The following is a 15,997-nucleotide window of genomic DNA, read 5'->3' on the forward strand; positions in this document are numbered from 1 at the left end:
CCATGCTCGCGAGCCTGCCCGCGATCGGCTACGGCCTGGCTGGCGCGGCATTCCTGATCCTCACCGTCCTGCTGCTGACCAGCTGGCAGGGGCGTCTCCATGGAGCGTTGCTCACCACCGCCGCCGGTTTCTCGGCACTGTGGGGTATCGCCCTGGCCGTGAGCCTGTCGCCGGACCCCGCCCTCGGCGTGCTGAAGGTCTTCGTGGCCGAGACGCTCAGGAACGGCGCCTGGCTGGTCTTCCTCTCCGCGCTCTTCGCCGGCGGCCTCGGCGGCGGCGCCGGCCACCGGGTGCTGGTATTCGGTGGGCCCGCGCTGGCGGCTGCCGTGCTGCTGGGCGGCGTCGGCCTGTTTATTGCCGAGGCGGCCGGCATGCCGTCTCCCGGCGTCGGTCAGGCGCTCATCACGGGTTCGCTCGGCCTGTCGCTGTTCGCGCTGATCATGGTGGAGCAGATTTATCGCAACGCCCGCTCCGCCCAGCGGGCGGCACTGAAATTTCTTTGCCTCGGGCTGCTCGGCCTGTTCGCCTACGACCTGGTGCTCTATTCCCAGGCCATTCTGTTCGGTCGCATCGACCAGGTGCTCTGGAGCGTGCGCGGTATTGTTGCGGCCTTCTGCGTGCCGCTGATCGCCGTCTCCGCCCAGCGCAACCCGGATTGGTCCGTCGGCATCTTTGTCTCCCGCCAGGTGGTCTTCTACACCACCACCCTGATGGGCGTGGGCGTCTACCTCATCCTGATGGCCGCGGTCGGCTACTACATCAAGGTCTTCGGTGGAGAGTGGGGCCCGGCGGGGCAGGTGGTCTTCTTCGCGGCAGCCATCCTCATACTCGGGATCCTGATCTTCTCCGAGCGGCTGCGGGCGCAGCTGAAGGTCTTCATCAGCAAGCACTTCTTCAGGAACCGCTACGACTATCGCGAGGAGTGGCTGCGCCTGATGCATACGCTGTCGGCGCCCGAGGAGCCGGGCCTGCCCCTGGCCAAGCGCGGCATCAAGGCGCTCTGCGACATCCTGGAGGCACCCGCCGGCGTGCTCTACCTGCGAGAGGACGGCCGCTTTCGCTGCACGGCGGGCTGGAACACCGGGCCGGACGGCGAGAGCCTGGCGGCGGAACACTCACTGCCCTGGTTCCTGGAGCAGAGCGGCTGGGTGATCGACGCCGACGAGTACCGGCGCGAGCCGCCGCGCTACGAGGGCCTGGAAGCCGATCTCGGCGTGCTGGGCGTCGACCCGCCCGGCGTGATCGTGCCACTGGTGGGCGAGGAGCAGATGCTCGGTTTCGTGGCCCTCGCGCGCTCCGAGCGGCCGCGCAGCCTCAATTACGAGGACCACGACCTGCTGAAGACCGCCGGGCGCCAGATCGCGAGCTATCTCGACCAGGAGCAGAAGAAATACCAGCTGGCCGAGAGCCGCCAGTTCGAGGCCTTCAACCGCCTGACGGCTTACCTGATGCACGACCTCAAGAATCTGATCGCCCAGCAGTCCCTGGTGGTGGAAAACGCCCACAAGCACAAGGACAAGCCGGAGTTCATCGACGACGCCATCCGTACGGTGGAGAGCGGCGTCGCGCGGATGAAGAAGGTGCTGGAGCAGCTCAAGCAGGGCGCGCCCATGCAGGCCGCGAGCCGCATCGAAGTGGGCAAGCTGGTGATGGAGGCGGTCTCCCAGTGCGCCGACCGCCGGCCCGAGCCGCGCACGGAGATCGGTGATCACCGATTGTGGATACGGGCGGATCGGGAACGGCTGCTGGCGGCGCTGATCCACGCCATCCGCAACGCGCAGGACGCCACGCCCGCGGACGGGAGCATCCGCGTGACCGTCGAGCCCTGCGGCGGCGAGTGCGCCATCCGGGTCATCGATACCGGCCGGGGCATGGAACGCGAGTTCATCGAGACCCGGCTGTTCAAGCCCTTCGACAGCACCAAGGGCACCTCCGGGATGGGCATCGGCGCCTATCAGGTCCGGGAGACGGTGAGAGCCAGCGGCGGCGAGCTGCACGTGGAGAGCGTCGTGGGGGAGGGAACCCGAGTTTCGATGGTGCTCCCCCTGGCAATGTAGGAGGGGCTTTAGCCCCGATCACCCGCCTTCCCCACTCTCGGCCCGACGCCACCACCAAATATATGGTGTCACAAGAACCACAACATCCCCGCCCAGTGTCGGAAGTGTTTACAAGTCCAAAATCACGGACTCAAGCATCAAACTTTGTTAAACAGAATCATAAAGTTACAAACTTGGCCCGCAACTTGCTTGTTCGGTAGCGAGACAACTCTTGCCCGAACAAGGAAAGCCAATGAAAGCGACGATGTCCCTGATCCTGACGCTCACGCTCATGACCGGCATCGCCCATGCGGATCCGATCATCTGGTCCGAGAGCGACGGTGGCAATGGAAATGCTTACGAAGTCATCGATCATGGCTCTTCCCTGACGTGGGAGGAAGCATCGGCGCTGGCGGAATCGATGGGCGGCTACCTGGTCTCCCTGACCAGCGAAGCCGAAAATAGCTTCGTCGCAGAACTGGTAAGTGGTGCGACCGGCCCGTTCGACAGCTACTGGCTGGGTGGCTACCAGAGCGATCTGTCGGCCGAGCCTGACGGTGGCTGGGCCTGGGCGAGCGGCGAGTACTGGGACCCCGTGTTTGCAGCGTCGCGCTGGGCCAGTGGCGAACCCAACAATGGTGTCGGCGGCACCCAGCATTACCTGCATTTCTGGCCTTCGCTACCGCTCTGGGACGATATGGACAATCGCAATACGATGACCGGATATGTCGTCGAGTACAGCAAAGTGCCGGAGCCGGGAACGCTCGGCCTGCTGGGGCTTGGCATGCTAGCGGTTGGCGTGGCACGCAGACGCCGTAACCGCTGACTCTGCCGCTCAGGAGTTTCTCCCAGAAACCCCGCCTCGCGCGGGGTTTTTCTTGTGTGGCGCCTTCACAGGGCGATTTGTGACTTAGTCCCTCCGCATGTGGCCTTGATCGGTTACTCTAGCCGGCAGTAGCAGGCGCGTAGCTCAGTGGTAGAGCACTGTCATTACATGGCAGAGGTCGGAGGTTCGATCCCTACCCGCGCCTACCACTCACCCCGCTCGTGACCGGCGCCGCACTGGCCCGCGAGGCCCCGGCCGGGAGCACGCAGGACGCCGCGCGACCGCCATGGGAGCATTGTGACAGCCATCACATTCGGTAAGTACTATTTTCCCATGGCGCAAACCGCCCGGCGGTATAGAATCCGGGTCCCGGACTGACGTAAAGTGGCCTCTGGTACTTGCCAGTCATTACAGGGACTTACGACGAGGGACCGCCTGAATATGCTTAGAGTTTTCCGTCCGTCGGGCCGGAGCGTCGCCGTGCGCTCCCTGCTAGCGATTATCTTTGCCACCACCGCTGCGTGCGGTCTGGCGCTAACCAATGAAGCCAGGTTGGAGCGAGCCCAGGAGGCTTATCAGCAGGCCGATTACCGGGCGGCGGTCATAGACCTCCGTAACATACTGCAACAGGAGCCGGATAACCGCGCAGCCAGGGAACTGCTGGGCCGGGCGGCTCTCAGGCAGGGAGACGCGGCGACTGCCGAGAAGGAACTGCGGCGAGCGGTGGAGCTCGGTGCGCCCCTCAACACGGTGGCCGCGGACCTGGGTCGGGCGATGCTGCAGCTGGGGCAGTTCAACGAAGTGCTGGACGAGCTCCGACCCGAAATAGGTTCCAGCGAGTCGGAACGCCTCGAAATTCTCAAGCTCCGCGCAAATGCTCACATGGGGCTCAGGCTGCCGGAGTCCGCGAGAGATATCTTCCTCGAGGTGCTCGAATCGAGCCCTTCGGACATCGAGGCGAAACTCGGTGTCGCATCGTCCTTTGCCGCGCAACGGGACTTCGAGGCGGCGCGCCGCGTTCTGGGAGAGGCGCTGGCGATGGACCCGGATCATACGGCAGCCTGGCTCGCCTCGGGCTCGTTGCACCTCACAACAGGTAATGCCGACGCTGCGATTACGGATTTCGTGAAGGCTCTTGAGCTTGCGGAAGCCGAGGGCGACGACGGTGATCGCATCTCCGCTCTCCGCGGCCTCGTGGAGTCGCGCCTGGCCGCAGGAGATACTGCCGGTGCGCGCGCAGCGATAAACCAACTCGTCGGAGTGTCGCCCGGAAACGTCATCACGAAGTATCTTGTCGCGCGCGTCGCCGTGGCCGAGCAGGATTTCGAGACGGCACAGGACGAGCTACAGGCGGTCCTGAGTGCGGCTCCGGAATACCGCCCCGCTCAGTTCCTCATGGGAGCGGTACACCTGCAGAGAGGCAATCTCGGCCAGGCGGAGATGCATCTGTCGGCTGTCGTGGCCGCCGCACCCGATAATGTGGACGCGCGCCGGCTGCTGGCAGAGACGCGCCTGCGGCAGGACCGCGCCGAAGAGGCGGCGGAGATTCTGCGGCCCGTGCTCGATGCCGAGGATGAAAACGTGGCCGCTCTGGGCCTTGCGGTCCGGGCAAGCATGGCGGCGGGGCAGTACGACAATGCCATCGGTTTCCTGGAGGCGAGCCTCGAGCGGGATCCCGATAACATTGAGCGGAAGCTGGACCTCGTCAGTGCTTATCTCGCCGCGGGCCGCATCGAGGAGGCCGAAGCCTTGATGTCGGATCTGCCGGCCGAGGCTGGCGACGCCAGCTACCGACGCGACCTCCTGCAGGTAATGACGCCGCTGCGCCGCGGGGATCCGGCATCCGCGCTGGCCGAGGCGGAAGCCATGTCCGAGCGCTGGCCGGAGGATTCGCGCATCCTGAACCTCAAGGGCGGTATTGCGCTCTCCATGGATCGTCTTGATCAGGCCCGCAAGAGTTTCGTCGCGGCTCGCGACCTTGCACCCGACGAGGTTGCCAGCTACGTGAATATCGCGCGGATCGACCTGCGGACGGGCAACCTCGAGGAAGCCAGGACGCAATACCTCGCGGCACTCGACAGGGCGCCGGATGCGGCAAACCTGATGGTTGCCCTCGCGCAGCTCGAGGCGCGGATGGAGAATCGCGCGGCAGCCATGGAGTGGCTGGAGAAAGCGCGGCAGGCGGATAGCGCCGCTTTCGCGCCAAGGCTGCTGTTGGCACGTTTATATATCGAGGATCGGCAATTCGAGAAGGCGCGAGCCAGCGCGGAGGAGGCCATCGCATTGGCGGACAATAACGCCGAGGCCTACAACCTGCTCGGCCTGGCGCAGGCCGGACTTGGCGACAACGGAGCGGCCGTGGTCAATTTCGAGCGCGCCGGCGATCTCGATGCCGAGGAGACGACCTACCGCATGAACGAGGCCCGTGCGCAGATGGCCCTGGGCAACGAGGCCACGGCGGAGCAGACTATACGTGAAGCCGGCGGTGGCGATCCCGATAACCTCCGGGCATCCCTGATCCTGGCAGCCACTCTCGCCAGGCAGGGTGATACGGAAGGGGCCATGCGAATTGCGAAGAGGTTGCAGGAACGCCATCCTCAGGACGGCCTGCCTTATGCTCTCGAGGGCGAGCTGCTCGCCTCTGCCGGCGATTTCGCGGCGGCCGCAGTTGCCTACGACCGGGCGGTGGAATTACGCGATGATGATCGCCGGCTGGTCCTCCGGGCTTTCCGCATTCGTAACCTGGGCGATCTGCCGGAGCCCGAGCGGCCGGTCCTTTCCTATCTGGACAAGCGTCCCCTGGATGCTGATATGCGCCTGATAGTCGCGCAGCGATTTCAGAGTGAGGGTGACAGCGACCGGGCGATAGCCGAGTACGAGCAGGTACTCGAGACTGCCCCCGAAAACTTCGTTGCCCTGAACAATCTCGCCTGGGAGTACTTCCAGAGGGGCGACTCACGGGCGGAGGACATAGCCCGCAGGGCGTACGCTCAGTCGCCGGAGAACGGGTCGGTGGCCGACACCCTCGGCTGGATACAGGTCAATACCGGCGATCTGGATGACGGCATCTCGACGCTGCGACGAGCATTGGAATTGAGCAATGGGCGTGCCCAGGTGAAGTACCATCTGGCGGCGGCTCTGGCGAAGGCGGGTGAATCCGGTGAGGCCAGGCAGTTGCTGCAGGAACTGCTCGCCTCCGACGAGGAGTTCGCGAGCCGGGGGGCCGCCGAGGAACTCCTGGAAACCCTCTGAGTACGCTCATTGGAGAAGTGCCAACCAAGTTAAGCAAACTTCCTTAATTCGGTGATAGTCTTGAAAAATTATGGGGGTTACGAGCCGCTTATGTTCAACACGACACGACTGAGAGCACTGGTGGTTCTGTCGGCTGCACTCGCACTTTCTGCCTGCGCCGGTGCGGATTACGACGCTGGGAATTTGCCGGAAGAAGTAGCGTCGCAGTCCGACGAGTACCGAATCGGCCCGGGAGACGGTGTGCAGATATTCGTCTGGGATCACGCGGACCTGTCCACGTCGGTGCAGGTGCGCCCCGATGGCAGGATATCGACGCCCCTTGTCGAGGACCTGCAGGCTGCGGGCAAGACGCCTACAGAGCTGGCCCGGGATATCGAGACGGTCCTTGCGGAATACGTGCGCTCGCCGGTCGTAACCGTCATCATGCAGGGCTTCGAGGGAGAGGCGCAGCAACAGGTGCGTGTCGTCGGTCAGGCGGCGGAGCCTGCGGCGGTTCCCTACCGGCAAGGGATGACCGTGCTGGACGTCATGATCCAGGTCGGAGGGTTGTCCGAATTCGCAGCCGGAAATCGTTCGAAGATCGTGCGCAAGGTGAACGGCGAATCGGTGGATATCCGGGTCAAGCTGGACGATCTGCTGAACGACGGTCGTATCGAGGAGAACATCCGGGTGCTGCCGGGTGACGTCCTGATTATCCCCGAATCGTTCTTCTGAGCGAGGAAGTCCCGCCTTGAATATCCAGGAAATCATCTCCGAGATACTGGAGCATCTCCGTGGCATGTGGCGCTACCGCTGGTGGGCGGCCGGCGTGGCGTGGCTCATAGCCGTGTTCGGCTGGTTCTATGTCTACTCGATGCCCGACGAGTATGCGGCCAGCGCGAAAGTCTATGTGGACACCAAGAGTCTCATGGGGCCGGTTTTCGAAGGCCTAGCGCTGTCCGATAACGTTTCAGCTCAGGTCGAAGCGGTCAGCCGCGCCCTCCTGACGCGGCCCAATCTCGAAAGCGTGGCCAGAGAGACGGACCTGGACCTGCGTGCGGACACGCCGGAGGAGATGGAGGAGTTGATCACGAACCTCCAGAAGCGTATCCAGGTGAGCGGCAATCGCGACCAGAACGTTTTCGATATCTCTTTCAGAGACGTTAACCGGCGGAAGGCCCAGGACGTCGTCGCCGCGATTGTCGATGCCTTCGTCGAGAATTCGCTGGAGGGTCAGGGTGACGACGCGGAGATGACGGGGCGGGCCATCGAAGCGGAAATCCAGGATCACGAGGAACGGCTGCTGAGGGCCGAGAGTGCGCTCGCGGAGTTCAAGAAAGAGAATCTCGGCTACATGCCGGATGACCGCGGAGACTACTACACTCGCCTGCAGCAAGCATTGGCGAACGTAACGACTACGCAAGAGCAGATCCGGCTGCTGGAAGAGCGGCGGGACGAACTCGAGCGGCAGATCGCCGGCGAGGAACCGGTCTTCGGCATCATGTCGAGCCTGCCGGGGCAGAGCGGCGTCGGTTGTTCTCAGCAGGGGCAGATCGCGCAACTGGAGGGTCAGTTGTCCACACTGCAGGTGGAGTTCACCGACAAGCACCCGCGCATCGTCTCGTTGAAAGAGACGATCGCCACGCTGAAGGAAGCGTGTAGTGCCGAGCGCGACGCCGCCATCGAGGCCGGAGTCCGTCCCACGATGCCGGCGGACCAGGCGCTGGAGACCAATCCGGTGTATCAGAATCTGCGCATCCAGCTGAGCGATGCCGAGGTCGAACTGGCAAGCCTGCGCGCCCAGTTGCAGAACTATCGCAACGAGGTAGCGAGCCTCCGCCGCGACGTCGACAAGATTGCCGAAGTCGAGGCCAATCTCAAGAAACTGAACCGCGACTACGGCGTGGTGCAGGACCGCTATCAGGAACTCCTGAAGCGTCGCGAGACGTTACGGTCCAAACAGCGGCTCGACCCGATGACCGATACCGTGCAGTTCCGGACGCTCGAGCCTCCGTTCGCGCCCACTGACCCCGTCGGCCCCCTGCGGCCCCTTTTCCTGGTGGCCTTCCTGTTTGTGGGAGTTGGTGCGGGCCTGGCCGTTGCCTTCGGACTCAATCAGCTAAACCCGGTCTTTTTCACCAGACGATCCGTCAGAAAGGTCGCGGGACTGCCGGTTCTCGGCTCGGTGAGCTTATTGCTGTCGCCGAAGGAGGCAAAAAAACGCAGGCGCCGAGCCCTGGTGTGGGCGGGTAGTTATGCGATGCTCCTCGGCGCTACGGGACTGGCGATTGTTTTCGAATCCCAGGGAGCCGCGCTGCTGCGGCAGATGCTAGGAGGACCCGGCACTTGAGCAAGATACAGGACGCCCTCAAGAAGCTGCAGAAGGATGCTCCGGCGCCGTCGCCGAAGCCGCCGCCGGCGTTGCGCAACGGCTTCCTTCATGGACCCGAGCGGTCCTCCGTCCCGGTCGCGCGTAAGAAGAAGGTCACGATCGAGGGACCGAAGCACCATGTCGATCAGCAGGCGCTGGTGGCAGCCGGTCTGCTGGCGCCGCTGGATCACGCCATCCCGGTCGCCGACGAGTTCCGCCGTATTAAACGGCCGCTGATCACGAATGCGACGCAGGGCCTGGCCGACGGAACGGATCACATGAACGTGATCATGGTGGCAAGCGCGATGCCGAAGGCGGGCAAGACCTTCTGTTCGGTCAATCTGGCCGTCAGTCTCTCGCTGGAGCGAGAGCTGAATGTCCTGTTGGTGGACGCCGACGTGGCGAAACCCCATATCAGTCGCGAGTTCGGGCTGGGGGATGCACCGGGACTGATCGACCTGCTGGTGGACGATTCCCGCAGCCTGGAAGAGACGCTGGTCCGTACCGACCTTAACGATATCCAGATTCTTCCGGCGGGCAGCGGTCATCCGCAGGCCACCGAACTGCTGGCGAGCGATCGTATGTCCGAGATCGTGGACGAACTGGCCACTCGCTACCCGGACAGGATCATCCTGCTGGACTCGCCCCCGCTGCTCATCACGAGCGAGGCCCAGGCGCTGGCCAGTCAGGTGGGCCAGATCGCGCTCGTCGTCGAGGCCGGCAGGACGCAGCAGCACACACTGCTACAGGCGGTGGAGGTGCTCGACACTGACAAGGCCATCAACGTAATCCTCAACAAGAGCCGCCATGCATCTCAGCAAGGTTATTACGGGGGAGACTATGGCTATTACGGTTACGAAGGCAGCTGAGTACAGCGTGCGGCGTCGTTTATCGTGGTCGGCAATGGCGGCGATCGCGGCAATGGCAGCGCTGATGCTGATGTCGCCCGTGTTGCAGGCCCTGGAGCTGGAACCGCGTATCACCATCGGTATCACCCGCACCGATAATGTCGCATTGGCCGCTGAAGACGAGCAGAGCGAGACTGTGTATCGCGCCGAGCCAGGCTTCAGTCTGAGCCATGATACCCAGCGCATTACCGTCAATGCCGACTATCTGATGCAGGCATTTCGCTACGCCGACCTCGGCGAGAGCGAGATCTTCCACCAGTACGATGCGAGTCTTCGTGCCGCCCTCGTGCCAGAGATCTTCTTCGTCGAGGTGGGCGGCGACCGTACCCAGTCCATCCTGGACCCCGAACAGCGAATCCCGCAGAGCAATCTGCCGATCAGCGGCAACCGGACCGATCGCGATCAGTATTACATCACGCCGTCTTTCCAGTATGTCTTCGGCGGTACTGTGACGGCGCAAGGGCAGTACCGGAACAGCTGGGTCAATTTCGGAGATGGCGACAGCGTGGGGCTGGAACGGGACAGCGAGGATCGAACAGCGACTTTTTCCCTGGACAATTATCGGCGCGAGAGCGGCATCACCTGGGCGCTGCGCTATAGCTGGGAGCGGACCGACTACGACGAGAGCATCCCGTTCGAGTATCAGCAAGCATCCCTCGAGCTGGGGTTCTGGCTCAGCGGCACCACCCGCGTGTTCGCCAGCGGAGGCCAGGAGAGCGCCTGGGACAAGCCGCTGGATCCGGCGCTGGAAGATACCTTCTGGGAGGCCGGCTTCTCCCACCAGGTGGGCGAGCGGCTCAGTGCCGAGTTCGCCGCCGGGGAGCGCAGCTTCGGGTCGTCCTGGCGCGGCCGGCTGGAGTTCGAGTTCCCGCGCGGCTCCACGACGTTGAGCTATACCGAGAGTCCCACCACCGAGAATCGCACCCGATTCAGCGTCCCGGGGTTCGACGATGCCCTCAACCTGGAAGATTTCCTCAGCCGGCCGGGCAGCGCCGACCGGTTTATCCAGAAGCGGTTGGAGTGGCGATTCGACTACAGCCTGACACGTACCGACTTCTCAGTGGGGGTGTTCGACGACGAACGTGCGGACCGGACGACCGCCTCGGGTGATCCGCTGGAGGATGAGGAGCAGAGCGGCATCGATGTGCGAGTGGGCTATCGCCTCGGGGCCAAGACGACACTCAGTGCGAGCGGATCCTGGGCCGAAAGACAGTTCGGCGAGGGCGACGATAGCGAATTCATCCGGGCGGCCGTAACCGCGGATTACCGCCTCGGCTCACGCACGACGCTCTCGCTGGAGTACGAGTACGCCGAAGAAGACGGTGAAGCCAGTGGAGGCGGCGGTTTCTCCAGAGACTACGTGGCCAATACCGTCTCTCTGTTGCTGACCCGCACCTTCTGACCCGCCATAGCAACACCATAGCAACGATCAGGATTGCCAATACCCCGTGAGTGCGCAGTCACAACCGTCCGTCGCGGCCGACGTTGCCGTGGAGCGAGGCCGATACGAGGCGGATTTTCCCGCCGTGGGCCCCCGTTGGGTGCCCGTAAAGGACGATCTGGCGAACGCCCTGACCTGCGACGTAGAGGACTATTTCCAGGTCTCCGCTTTCGAGCACCTCGTGCCGAAATCGACCTGGGGTGAGCATGAGTGCCGCATTCCTCGCAACGTCGACCGTGCGCTTCAACTGTATGACGATGCCGGCGTAAAGGGGACATTCTTCACGCTCGGCTGGGTCGCCGAGCACTTCCCGGATGTCGTTCGCCGCATCGCGGATGCGGGCCACGAGGTGGCGAGCCACGGCATGCAGCACGTCCGCGTCTGGGATCAGGACGCCGAGGATTTCCGCGCAGATATCTCGCGGACGAAAAAACTCCTGGAGGATGTGACCGGACAGCCCGTCCTCGGTTATCGCGCCGCCAGTTGGTCTCTGGACCGACGCACGCCCTGGGCCCATCAGATCATGGCGGAAGAGGGCTACCGCTACAGTTCGAGTATCTATCCGATCGCGCACGATCATTACGGGCTGCCGGACGCTCCCGTCTGGCCCTTCTACGTGCGCGGGTCCGGACTGCTGGAGATACCGGCGAGCGCACCGAGGCTGCTCGGGCGTAACCTGCCGGCGGCCGGCGGCGGTTACTTCCGGCTGCTGCCGCTCGCGGTGTCGCGCTGGCTGGTCAACCGGGTACGCAACGCCAACCGGATTCCGGCCATCTTCTACTTCCACCCCTGGGAGCTGGATCCGGATCAGCCACGGATGCCGGGCATCACATTAAAGACCCGCTTCCGCCACTATCTGAATCTCCATCGTTTCGAGGGCCGACTGGTCCGGCTGCTCGAAGAGCTGCCGTGGGACCGAATGGACAGAATTTACCTGGAGGGAGTCTGATGTCGGCACAGGTACAGAGGGTGGCCGACCCCGCGCCGGCCGCCCTTTCCGCGGTGCAGGAACTCTCACCCGTCGACTATGCGAGGTGGGATGCCTTCGTACGAGCGCATCCCGATGCCACGTTCTACCATCTCAGCGGCTGGAAAGAGGTCATCGGAGGCTACCTCCGCCACCCTACCCGCTATCTGTACGTGGAGCGCGACGGGCAGATGGAGGGCATACTCCCGCTCGCCCGGGTGAAGAGCTGGTTGTTCGGCGATGCGTTGATCTCGCTGCCGTTCCTGGTCTATGGCGGCCCGGTGAGCCGCAGCGCAGAGGCAACCCGCTGCCTGATCGAGCATGCAGCCGCGCTTGCCGATGAGATGGGTGTGGATTACCTCGAGCTCCGGAATCGCCGCCCGATCACCGACTGGCCCCGGAAGGAGCGCTACGTGACCTTCCGTAAGGAGATCGACCCGGATCCTGAGGTCAACCTGAAGGCCATTCCCCGGAAGCAGCGGGCGATGGTGCGCAAAGGTATCAAGGCCGGCCTCGAGGCGGAGATGGACAGCCGTGCCGACCGTCTCTATGCGGTACTGAGCGAGTGCAAGCGCAATCTCGGTACGCCTTTCTTTTCCCGCGGCTATCTCCAGGCCGTGAAAGAAACATTCGGGGATGACGTCGAGATACTGACCATCACCCGTGACGGTGCCACGATGGCCAGTGTGATGAGCTTCCGTTTCCGCGACGAAATACTGCCCTATTATGGCGGTGGTGGTGCATCGGCCCGGGCCGTCGCCGGCAACGACTTTCTGTACTGGAAGGTAATGGAGCAGGCGGCCGAACAAGGCATCCGGTTGTTCGACTACGGCCGCAGCCAGAAAGATACCGGGCCGTATCGCTTCAAGAAGCACTGGGGCTTCGAGCCGGAGCCGCTGAGCTACGAGTTTTACCTGGTGAGAGCAACGGAAATGCCGCAGCTGGATCCGTCCAACAAGCGCTATCAGGCGCTGATCCGCGCCTGGACCCGCCTGCCATTGCCCGTCGCTCGTCTCGTGGGTCCGCCAATCGCGCGGCGTCTCGGCTGACCAGCAATGTGCGGCATTTACGGCAGCCTGCGCCTGGACGGTCGCAGCATCGGTGGTCGCGAGGCGCTCGCGGATATGCCCGATCTGACATGGCATCGTGGGCCGGACGGTGAAGGTGCGGTTTACGATGGCCCCTTGGCGATGGGCATGCGAAGGCTCGCCATCATCGACGTTGATGGCGGTCAGCAGCCCCTTTACAACGAAGATCGTACGGTTGCCGTTGTCTGTAATGGGGAAATCTACAATTTCCGCGAACTGACACGGCATCTCGAGGCGAGAGGACACCGTTTCGGCACCAAGAGCGACGTCGAAGTGATCGTTCATCTCTACGAAGAGTATGGCGACGATTGTGTCAGCCATCTCCGTGGGATGTTCTCTTTCGCACTCTGGGATTCCGCACGTCAGCGTCTCCTGATCGCGCGCGACCGATTGGGCATCAAGCCGCTGTATATTGCGAGGCAGAACGGGCGGCTGAACTTCGCATCGGAACTGAAAGCGATTCTCTCCGTGACGTCCGCCGCCGCCATCGACCGGGCGGCACTCCGCGAGTACTTGCTGCTCGGTTATGTCCCGGCGCCACTCTCGATTGTGCAGGGTGTCGAGAAGTTGCGGCCGGGCTGTCTCATGACGGTGGAGGCCGGTAAATGTGCCATCCACGAGTATTGGCGCCCGGTCGCAGACGAGGATCACAAGACGACCGAAGCGGAATGGTCCGGGCAGCTGAGTGACGCGCTCGCAGCGTCAGTGGAGCGACAGCTCGTCAGCGATGTACCGCTTGGAGCCTTTCTAAGCGGTGGCATCGATAGCAGCGCCGTTGTTGCGATGATGGCGCGAGCCGGAGCCGATCCCATCCGCACATATGCGATTGGCTTCCAGGGAGATCGCGCCGATGAGTACTACAACGAACTGCCGTATGCCGCGGCGATAGCCAGGAAATTCGGGACGAATCACCGTGAGATCGTCGTCAAGCCGGACGTCGCGGAGCTGCTTCCGCGGCTTCTTTGGCACATGGATGAGCCAATCGCGGATTCGGCATTCCTCACAACATATCTCGTGGCGAAGTTCGCACGCGAAGACGTAAAGGTCATCCTCTCAGGGGCCGGCGGAGACGAGTTGTTCGGCGGATATCGTCGCTATCTCAGTGATCATTATGCCTCCATGCTTTCGGCCATCCCTATGGCGATCAGGCAGAACGTCATTCGGCCGATCGCGGAAAGGCTGCCCGGTGATCGGCATTCGGCCTTTCTGAACGCAGTTCGCCTGGCAAAGAGCGTATTGCTGAACTCAACGCTCCCAAGCGACGAGCGTTATCTCGCCTACGTCGGGGCTTTCGGCCCGCAAGGCGTCGAGTCGCTCCTGGCCAGCAAGGGCGGCGCTACTGATGGTGCCGTGAGTTTGTTCTTCGATGCCTACCGCGAACTCGGCACGGATGATCCGGTGCAGCAATGCATGCTGGTCGATCTCAAGACGCAGCTTACTGATGACATTCTGATGCTGACCGATCGCATGACGATGGCCACGTCTCTGGAATGTCGAGTGCCGCTCCTGGATGAGGAACTCGTGGATCTTACATTACGGATGCCTGCTTCCCTGAAAGTACGGGGCCGAAAGTTGAAGTATCTGTTGAAAGAGGTCATGGCCGATAGCCTGGGTGCGGAAATCGTCAACCGACGCAAGCGCGGATTTGGCGCGCCGATGGGTGCATGGTTCAAGAAGGAACTCTCTCCAGTGGTTAGGCGATTCCTGTCTAGAGACAGCCTGGAGGCACGTGGGTTATTCAATAGCGCAGCCGTCGAGTCGATGATCGATGCACATTTTTCCGGTCGTGCGGACAACACGGACAAGATGCTCGCATTGCTGAATTTAGAGATATGGTGCCGGCTCTACCTGGACAACAAAGCCGCAGATGAAGTCTCCGTGGAACTCGCACGAGCGGCCTGATCATGCGCGTCTTGTTAGTTTGTCATCGGTGGCCGTTCCCGCCCAAACGGGGCGGGAAAATTCGGCCGTTCAATATCATCTCCCATCTGGCTCGTAACCATGAGGTCACCGTGGCCTCGCTGGTGCGTTCCGATGAAGAACGGATGGAAGGCGCCGGTCTGCGGGAGTACTGCAGCGAGACGATAGAAGGATCGGTGGGGCAGGCCGCGGCATGGGCGCGGATGATCGGTCGTTTACCGACGTCGACGCCGTCATCGATGGGCTATTTCTATTCACCGGAACTGCGGAGAGGGGTTCGCGAGGCGGTCGACAAACAGACATTCGACCTGGTTTTTGTGCACTGCTCGTCAGTGGCTCAGTATGTGGCGGACATCCCGGACGTTCCCAAGATACTCGACTTCGGCGATATGGATTCGCAGAAATGGTTGGCTTATCGCAAGCACCAGCCCTTTCCGCTGTCGCTTGGCTATCTGTTGGAAGGAGTCAAGCTAGAGCGGGAGGAGAAAAGGCTGGCCAAGCAGTTCGATCTCTGCACGTGCACCACGCGTCAGGAATTCGAGACTCTGGAAGCTTTCGATACCGGCACCGAACTCGCGTGGTTTCCCAACGGCGTGGATCATGAGTATTTTCATCCGTCGGACAAACCGGCGGAGGCGGGCGTCATCAGTTTCGTGGGCCGAATGGACTACTATCCGAACCAGCTCGCTGTTCGGCAGTTCTGTGCCGAAGTCTTTCCGCGCATTCGCGAGCGGCGGGAGGATGCCGAGTTTGTCGTAATTGGTGCCAATCCATCAAAGGAGATAAGAAAGCTCTCGCTCATAGATGGGGTGACTGTGACGGGTTCCGTGCCTGACGTTCGGCCTCATGTCTGGAGATCCGAGGTGAACGTCGCGCCGCTGACCATCGCTCGCGGAACGCAGAACAAGATTCTGGAGGCTATGGCGATGGGCGTTCCTGTCATTAGCAGTTCTCTCGCAGCATCGGGCGTTGACGCAATCCCAGGTGAGCACCTGATGACGGCAGATACGCCGGAAGACATCGCGAAATGCACCATCGAACTGCTGGACGATTCGCGGAAGCGGTCCACTCTGGCCGCAGCAGGGAGGGAGCGTGTGATGTCGAATCACGACTGGAAGACTTCGATGAGTCGGCTCGACACCATACTGGAGGACTTCTTCAGAGGGTATCAGGAACGTCGGACGGCCGACAGGGCAAAGAGGTAGTGAC

The 15,997-nt window shown here is 62.6% G+C and carries 11 protein-coding genes and 1 tRNA gene; all 12 read left to right on the forward strand.

Features of this window, described 5'->3' with window-relative positions; translation table 11 throughout:
- The first annotated feature begins 2 nt into the window (after positions 1-2).
- The 12 genes from prsK to ACJMK0_RS09820 all read left to right on the forward strand — a co-directional run bounded on the left by prsK (position 3) and on the right by ACJMK0_RS09820 (position 15,993).
- Complete coding sequence (gene prsK, locus ACJMK0_RS09765) at positions 3-2,057, forward strand: XrtA/PEP-CTERM system histidine kinase PrsK (RefSeq protein WP_405237798.1); 2,055 nt, start codon at positions 3-5, stop codon at positions 2,055-2,057.
- A gap of 232 nt (positions 2,058-2,289) precedes the next feature.
- A complete protein-coding gene (locus ACJMK0_RS09770) occupies positions 2,290-2,862 on the forward strand; it encodes a PEP-CTERM sorting domain-containing protein (RefSeq protein ID WP_405237800.1) in 573 nt (190 codons plus the stop codon).
- Between the two features lie 133 nt (positions 2,863-2,995).
- Positions 2,996-3,071 (forward strand) — tRNA-Val (locus ACJMK0_RS09775).
- Positions 3,072-3,342: 271 nt separating this feature from the next.
- The gene (gene prsT / locus ACJMK0_RS09780; RefSeq protein ID WP_405237801.1) at positions 3,343-6,114 is read left to right on the forward strand and encodes an XrtA/PEP-CTERM system TPR-repeat protein PrsT; all 2,772 of its coding nucleotides are present in this window, start codon (positions 3,343-3,345) and stop codon (positions 6,112-6,114) included.
- Positions 6,115-6,204: 90 nt separating this feature from the next.
- Positions 6,205-6,828 carry an XrtA/PEP-CTERM system exopolysaccharide export protein gene (locus ACJMK0_RS09785; protein WP_405237803.1) on the forward strand — a complete coding sequence of 208 codons (624 nt, stop codon included), beginning with the start codon at positions 6,205-6,207 and terminating at the stop codon, positions 6,826-6,828.
- Positions 6,829-6,844: 16 nt separating this feature from the next.
- On the forward strand, positions 6,845-8,443 hold the full coding sequence (locus ACJMK0_RS09790; RefSeq protein WP_405237805.1) for an XrtA system polysaccharide chain length determinant: 1,599 nt from the start codon (positions 6,845-6,847) through the stop codon (positions 8,441-8,443).
- Positions 8,440-9,333, forward strand: coding sequence for an XrtA-associated tyrosine autokinase (locus tag ACJMK0_RS09795; RefSeq protein ID WP_405237807.1), 894 nt, complete (start codon positions 8,440-8,442; stop codon positions 9,331-9,333). Before ACJMK0_RS09790 ends, ACJMK0_RS09795 begins: the two co-directional genes overlap by 4 nt.
- Positions 9,272-10,774: a TIGR03016 family PEP-CTERM system-associated outer membrane protein gene (locus ACJMK0_RS09800; RefSeq protein WP_405237809.1), complete on the forward strand. Its 1,503-nt coding sequence runs from the start codon at positions 9,272-9,274 to the stop codon at positions 10,772-10,774. Before ACJMK0_RS09795 ends, ACJMK0_RS09800 begins: the two co-directional genes overlap by 62 nt.
- A 46-nt stretch (positions 10,775-10,820) precedes the next feature.
- The gene (locus tag ACJMK0_RS09805; protein WP_405237811.1) at positions 10,821-11,762 is read left to right on the forward strand and encodes an XrtA system polysaccharide deacetylase; all 942 of its coding nucleotides are present in this window, start codon (positions 10,821-10,823) and stop codon (positions 11,760-11,762) included.
- Positions 11,759-12,829: a FemAB family XrtA/PEP-CTERM system-associated protein gene (locus ACJMK0_RS09810; RefSeq protein WP_405237946.1), complete on the forward strand. Its 1,071-nt coding sequence runs from the start codon at positions 11,759-11,761 to the stop codon at positions 12,827-12,829. Before ACJMK0_RS09805 ends, ACJMK0_RS09810 begins: the two co-directional genes overlap by 4 nt.
- 6 nt (positions 12,830-12,835) lie before the next feature.
- A complete protein-coding gene (asnB, locus tag ACJMK0_RS09815; protein ID WP_405237813.1) occupies positions 12,836-14,770 on the forward strand; it encodes an asparagine synthase (glutamine-hydrolyzing) in 1,935 nt (644 codons plus the stop codon).
- A 2-nt stretch (positions 14,771-14,772) separates the two neighbouring features.
- Entirely contained in the window at positions 14,773-15,993 is a 1,221-nt protein-coding gene (locus ACJMK0_RS09820; protein WP_405237815.1) for a TIGR03087 family PEP-CTERM/XrtA system glycosyltransferase, read from the forward strand.
- Positions 15,994-15,997 lie beyond the last annotated feature (4 nt).

This window comes from Lentisalinibacter orientalis, assembly GCF_040706535.1.
GTDB classification, from domain to species: Bacteria; Pseudomonadota; Gammaproteobacteria; order Steroidobacterales; family Woeseiaceae; genus Lentisalinibacter; species Lentisalinibacter orientalis.

Bases quoted from the DNA above. Each gene is read 5' to 3' on its own strand.
- ACJMK0_RS09800 (WP_405237809.1), top strand. From the start codon at position 9,272: ATGCATCTCAGCAAGGTTATTACGGGGGAGACTATGGCTATTACGGTT.
- ACJMK0_RS09820 (WP_405237815.1), top strand. From the start codon at position 14,773: ATGCGCGTCTTGTTAGTTTGTCATCGGTGGCCGTTCCCGCCCAAACGG.
- ACJMK0_RS09770 (WP_405237800.1), top strand. From the start codon at position 2,290: ATGAAAGCGACGATGTCCCTGATCCTGACGCTCACGCTCATGACCGGC.
- prsK (WP_405237798.1), top strand. From the start codon at position 3: ATGCTCGCGAGCCTGCCCGCGATCGGCTACGGCCTGGCTGGCGCGGCA.
- ACJMK0_RS09785 (WP_405237803.1), top strand. From the start codon at position 6,205: ATGTTCAACACGACACGACTGAGAGCACTGGTGGTTCTGTCGGCTGCA.
- asnB (WP_405237813.1), top strand. From the start codon at position 12,836: ATGTGCGGCATTTACGGCAGCCTGCGCCTGGACGGTCGCAGCATCGGT.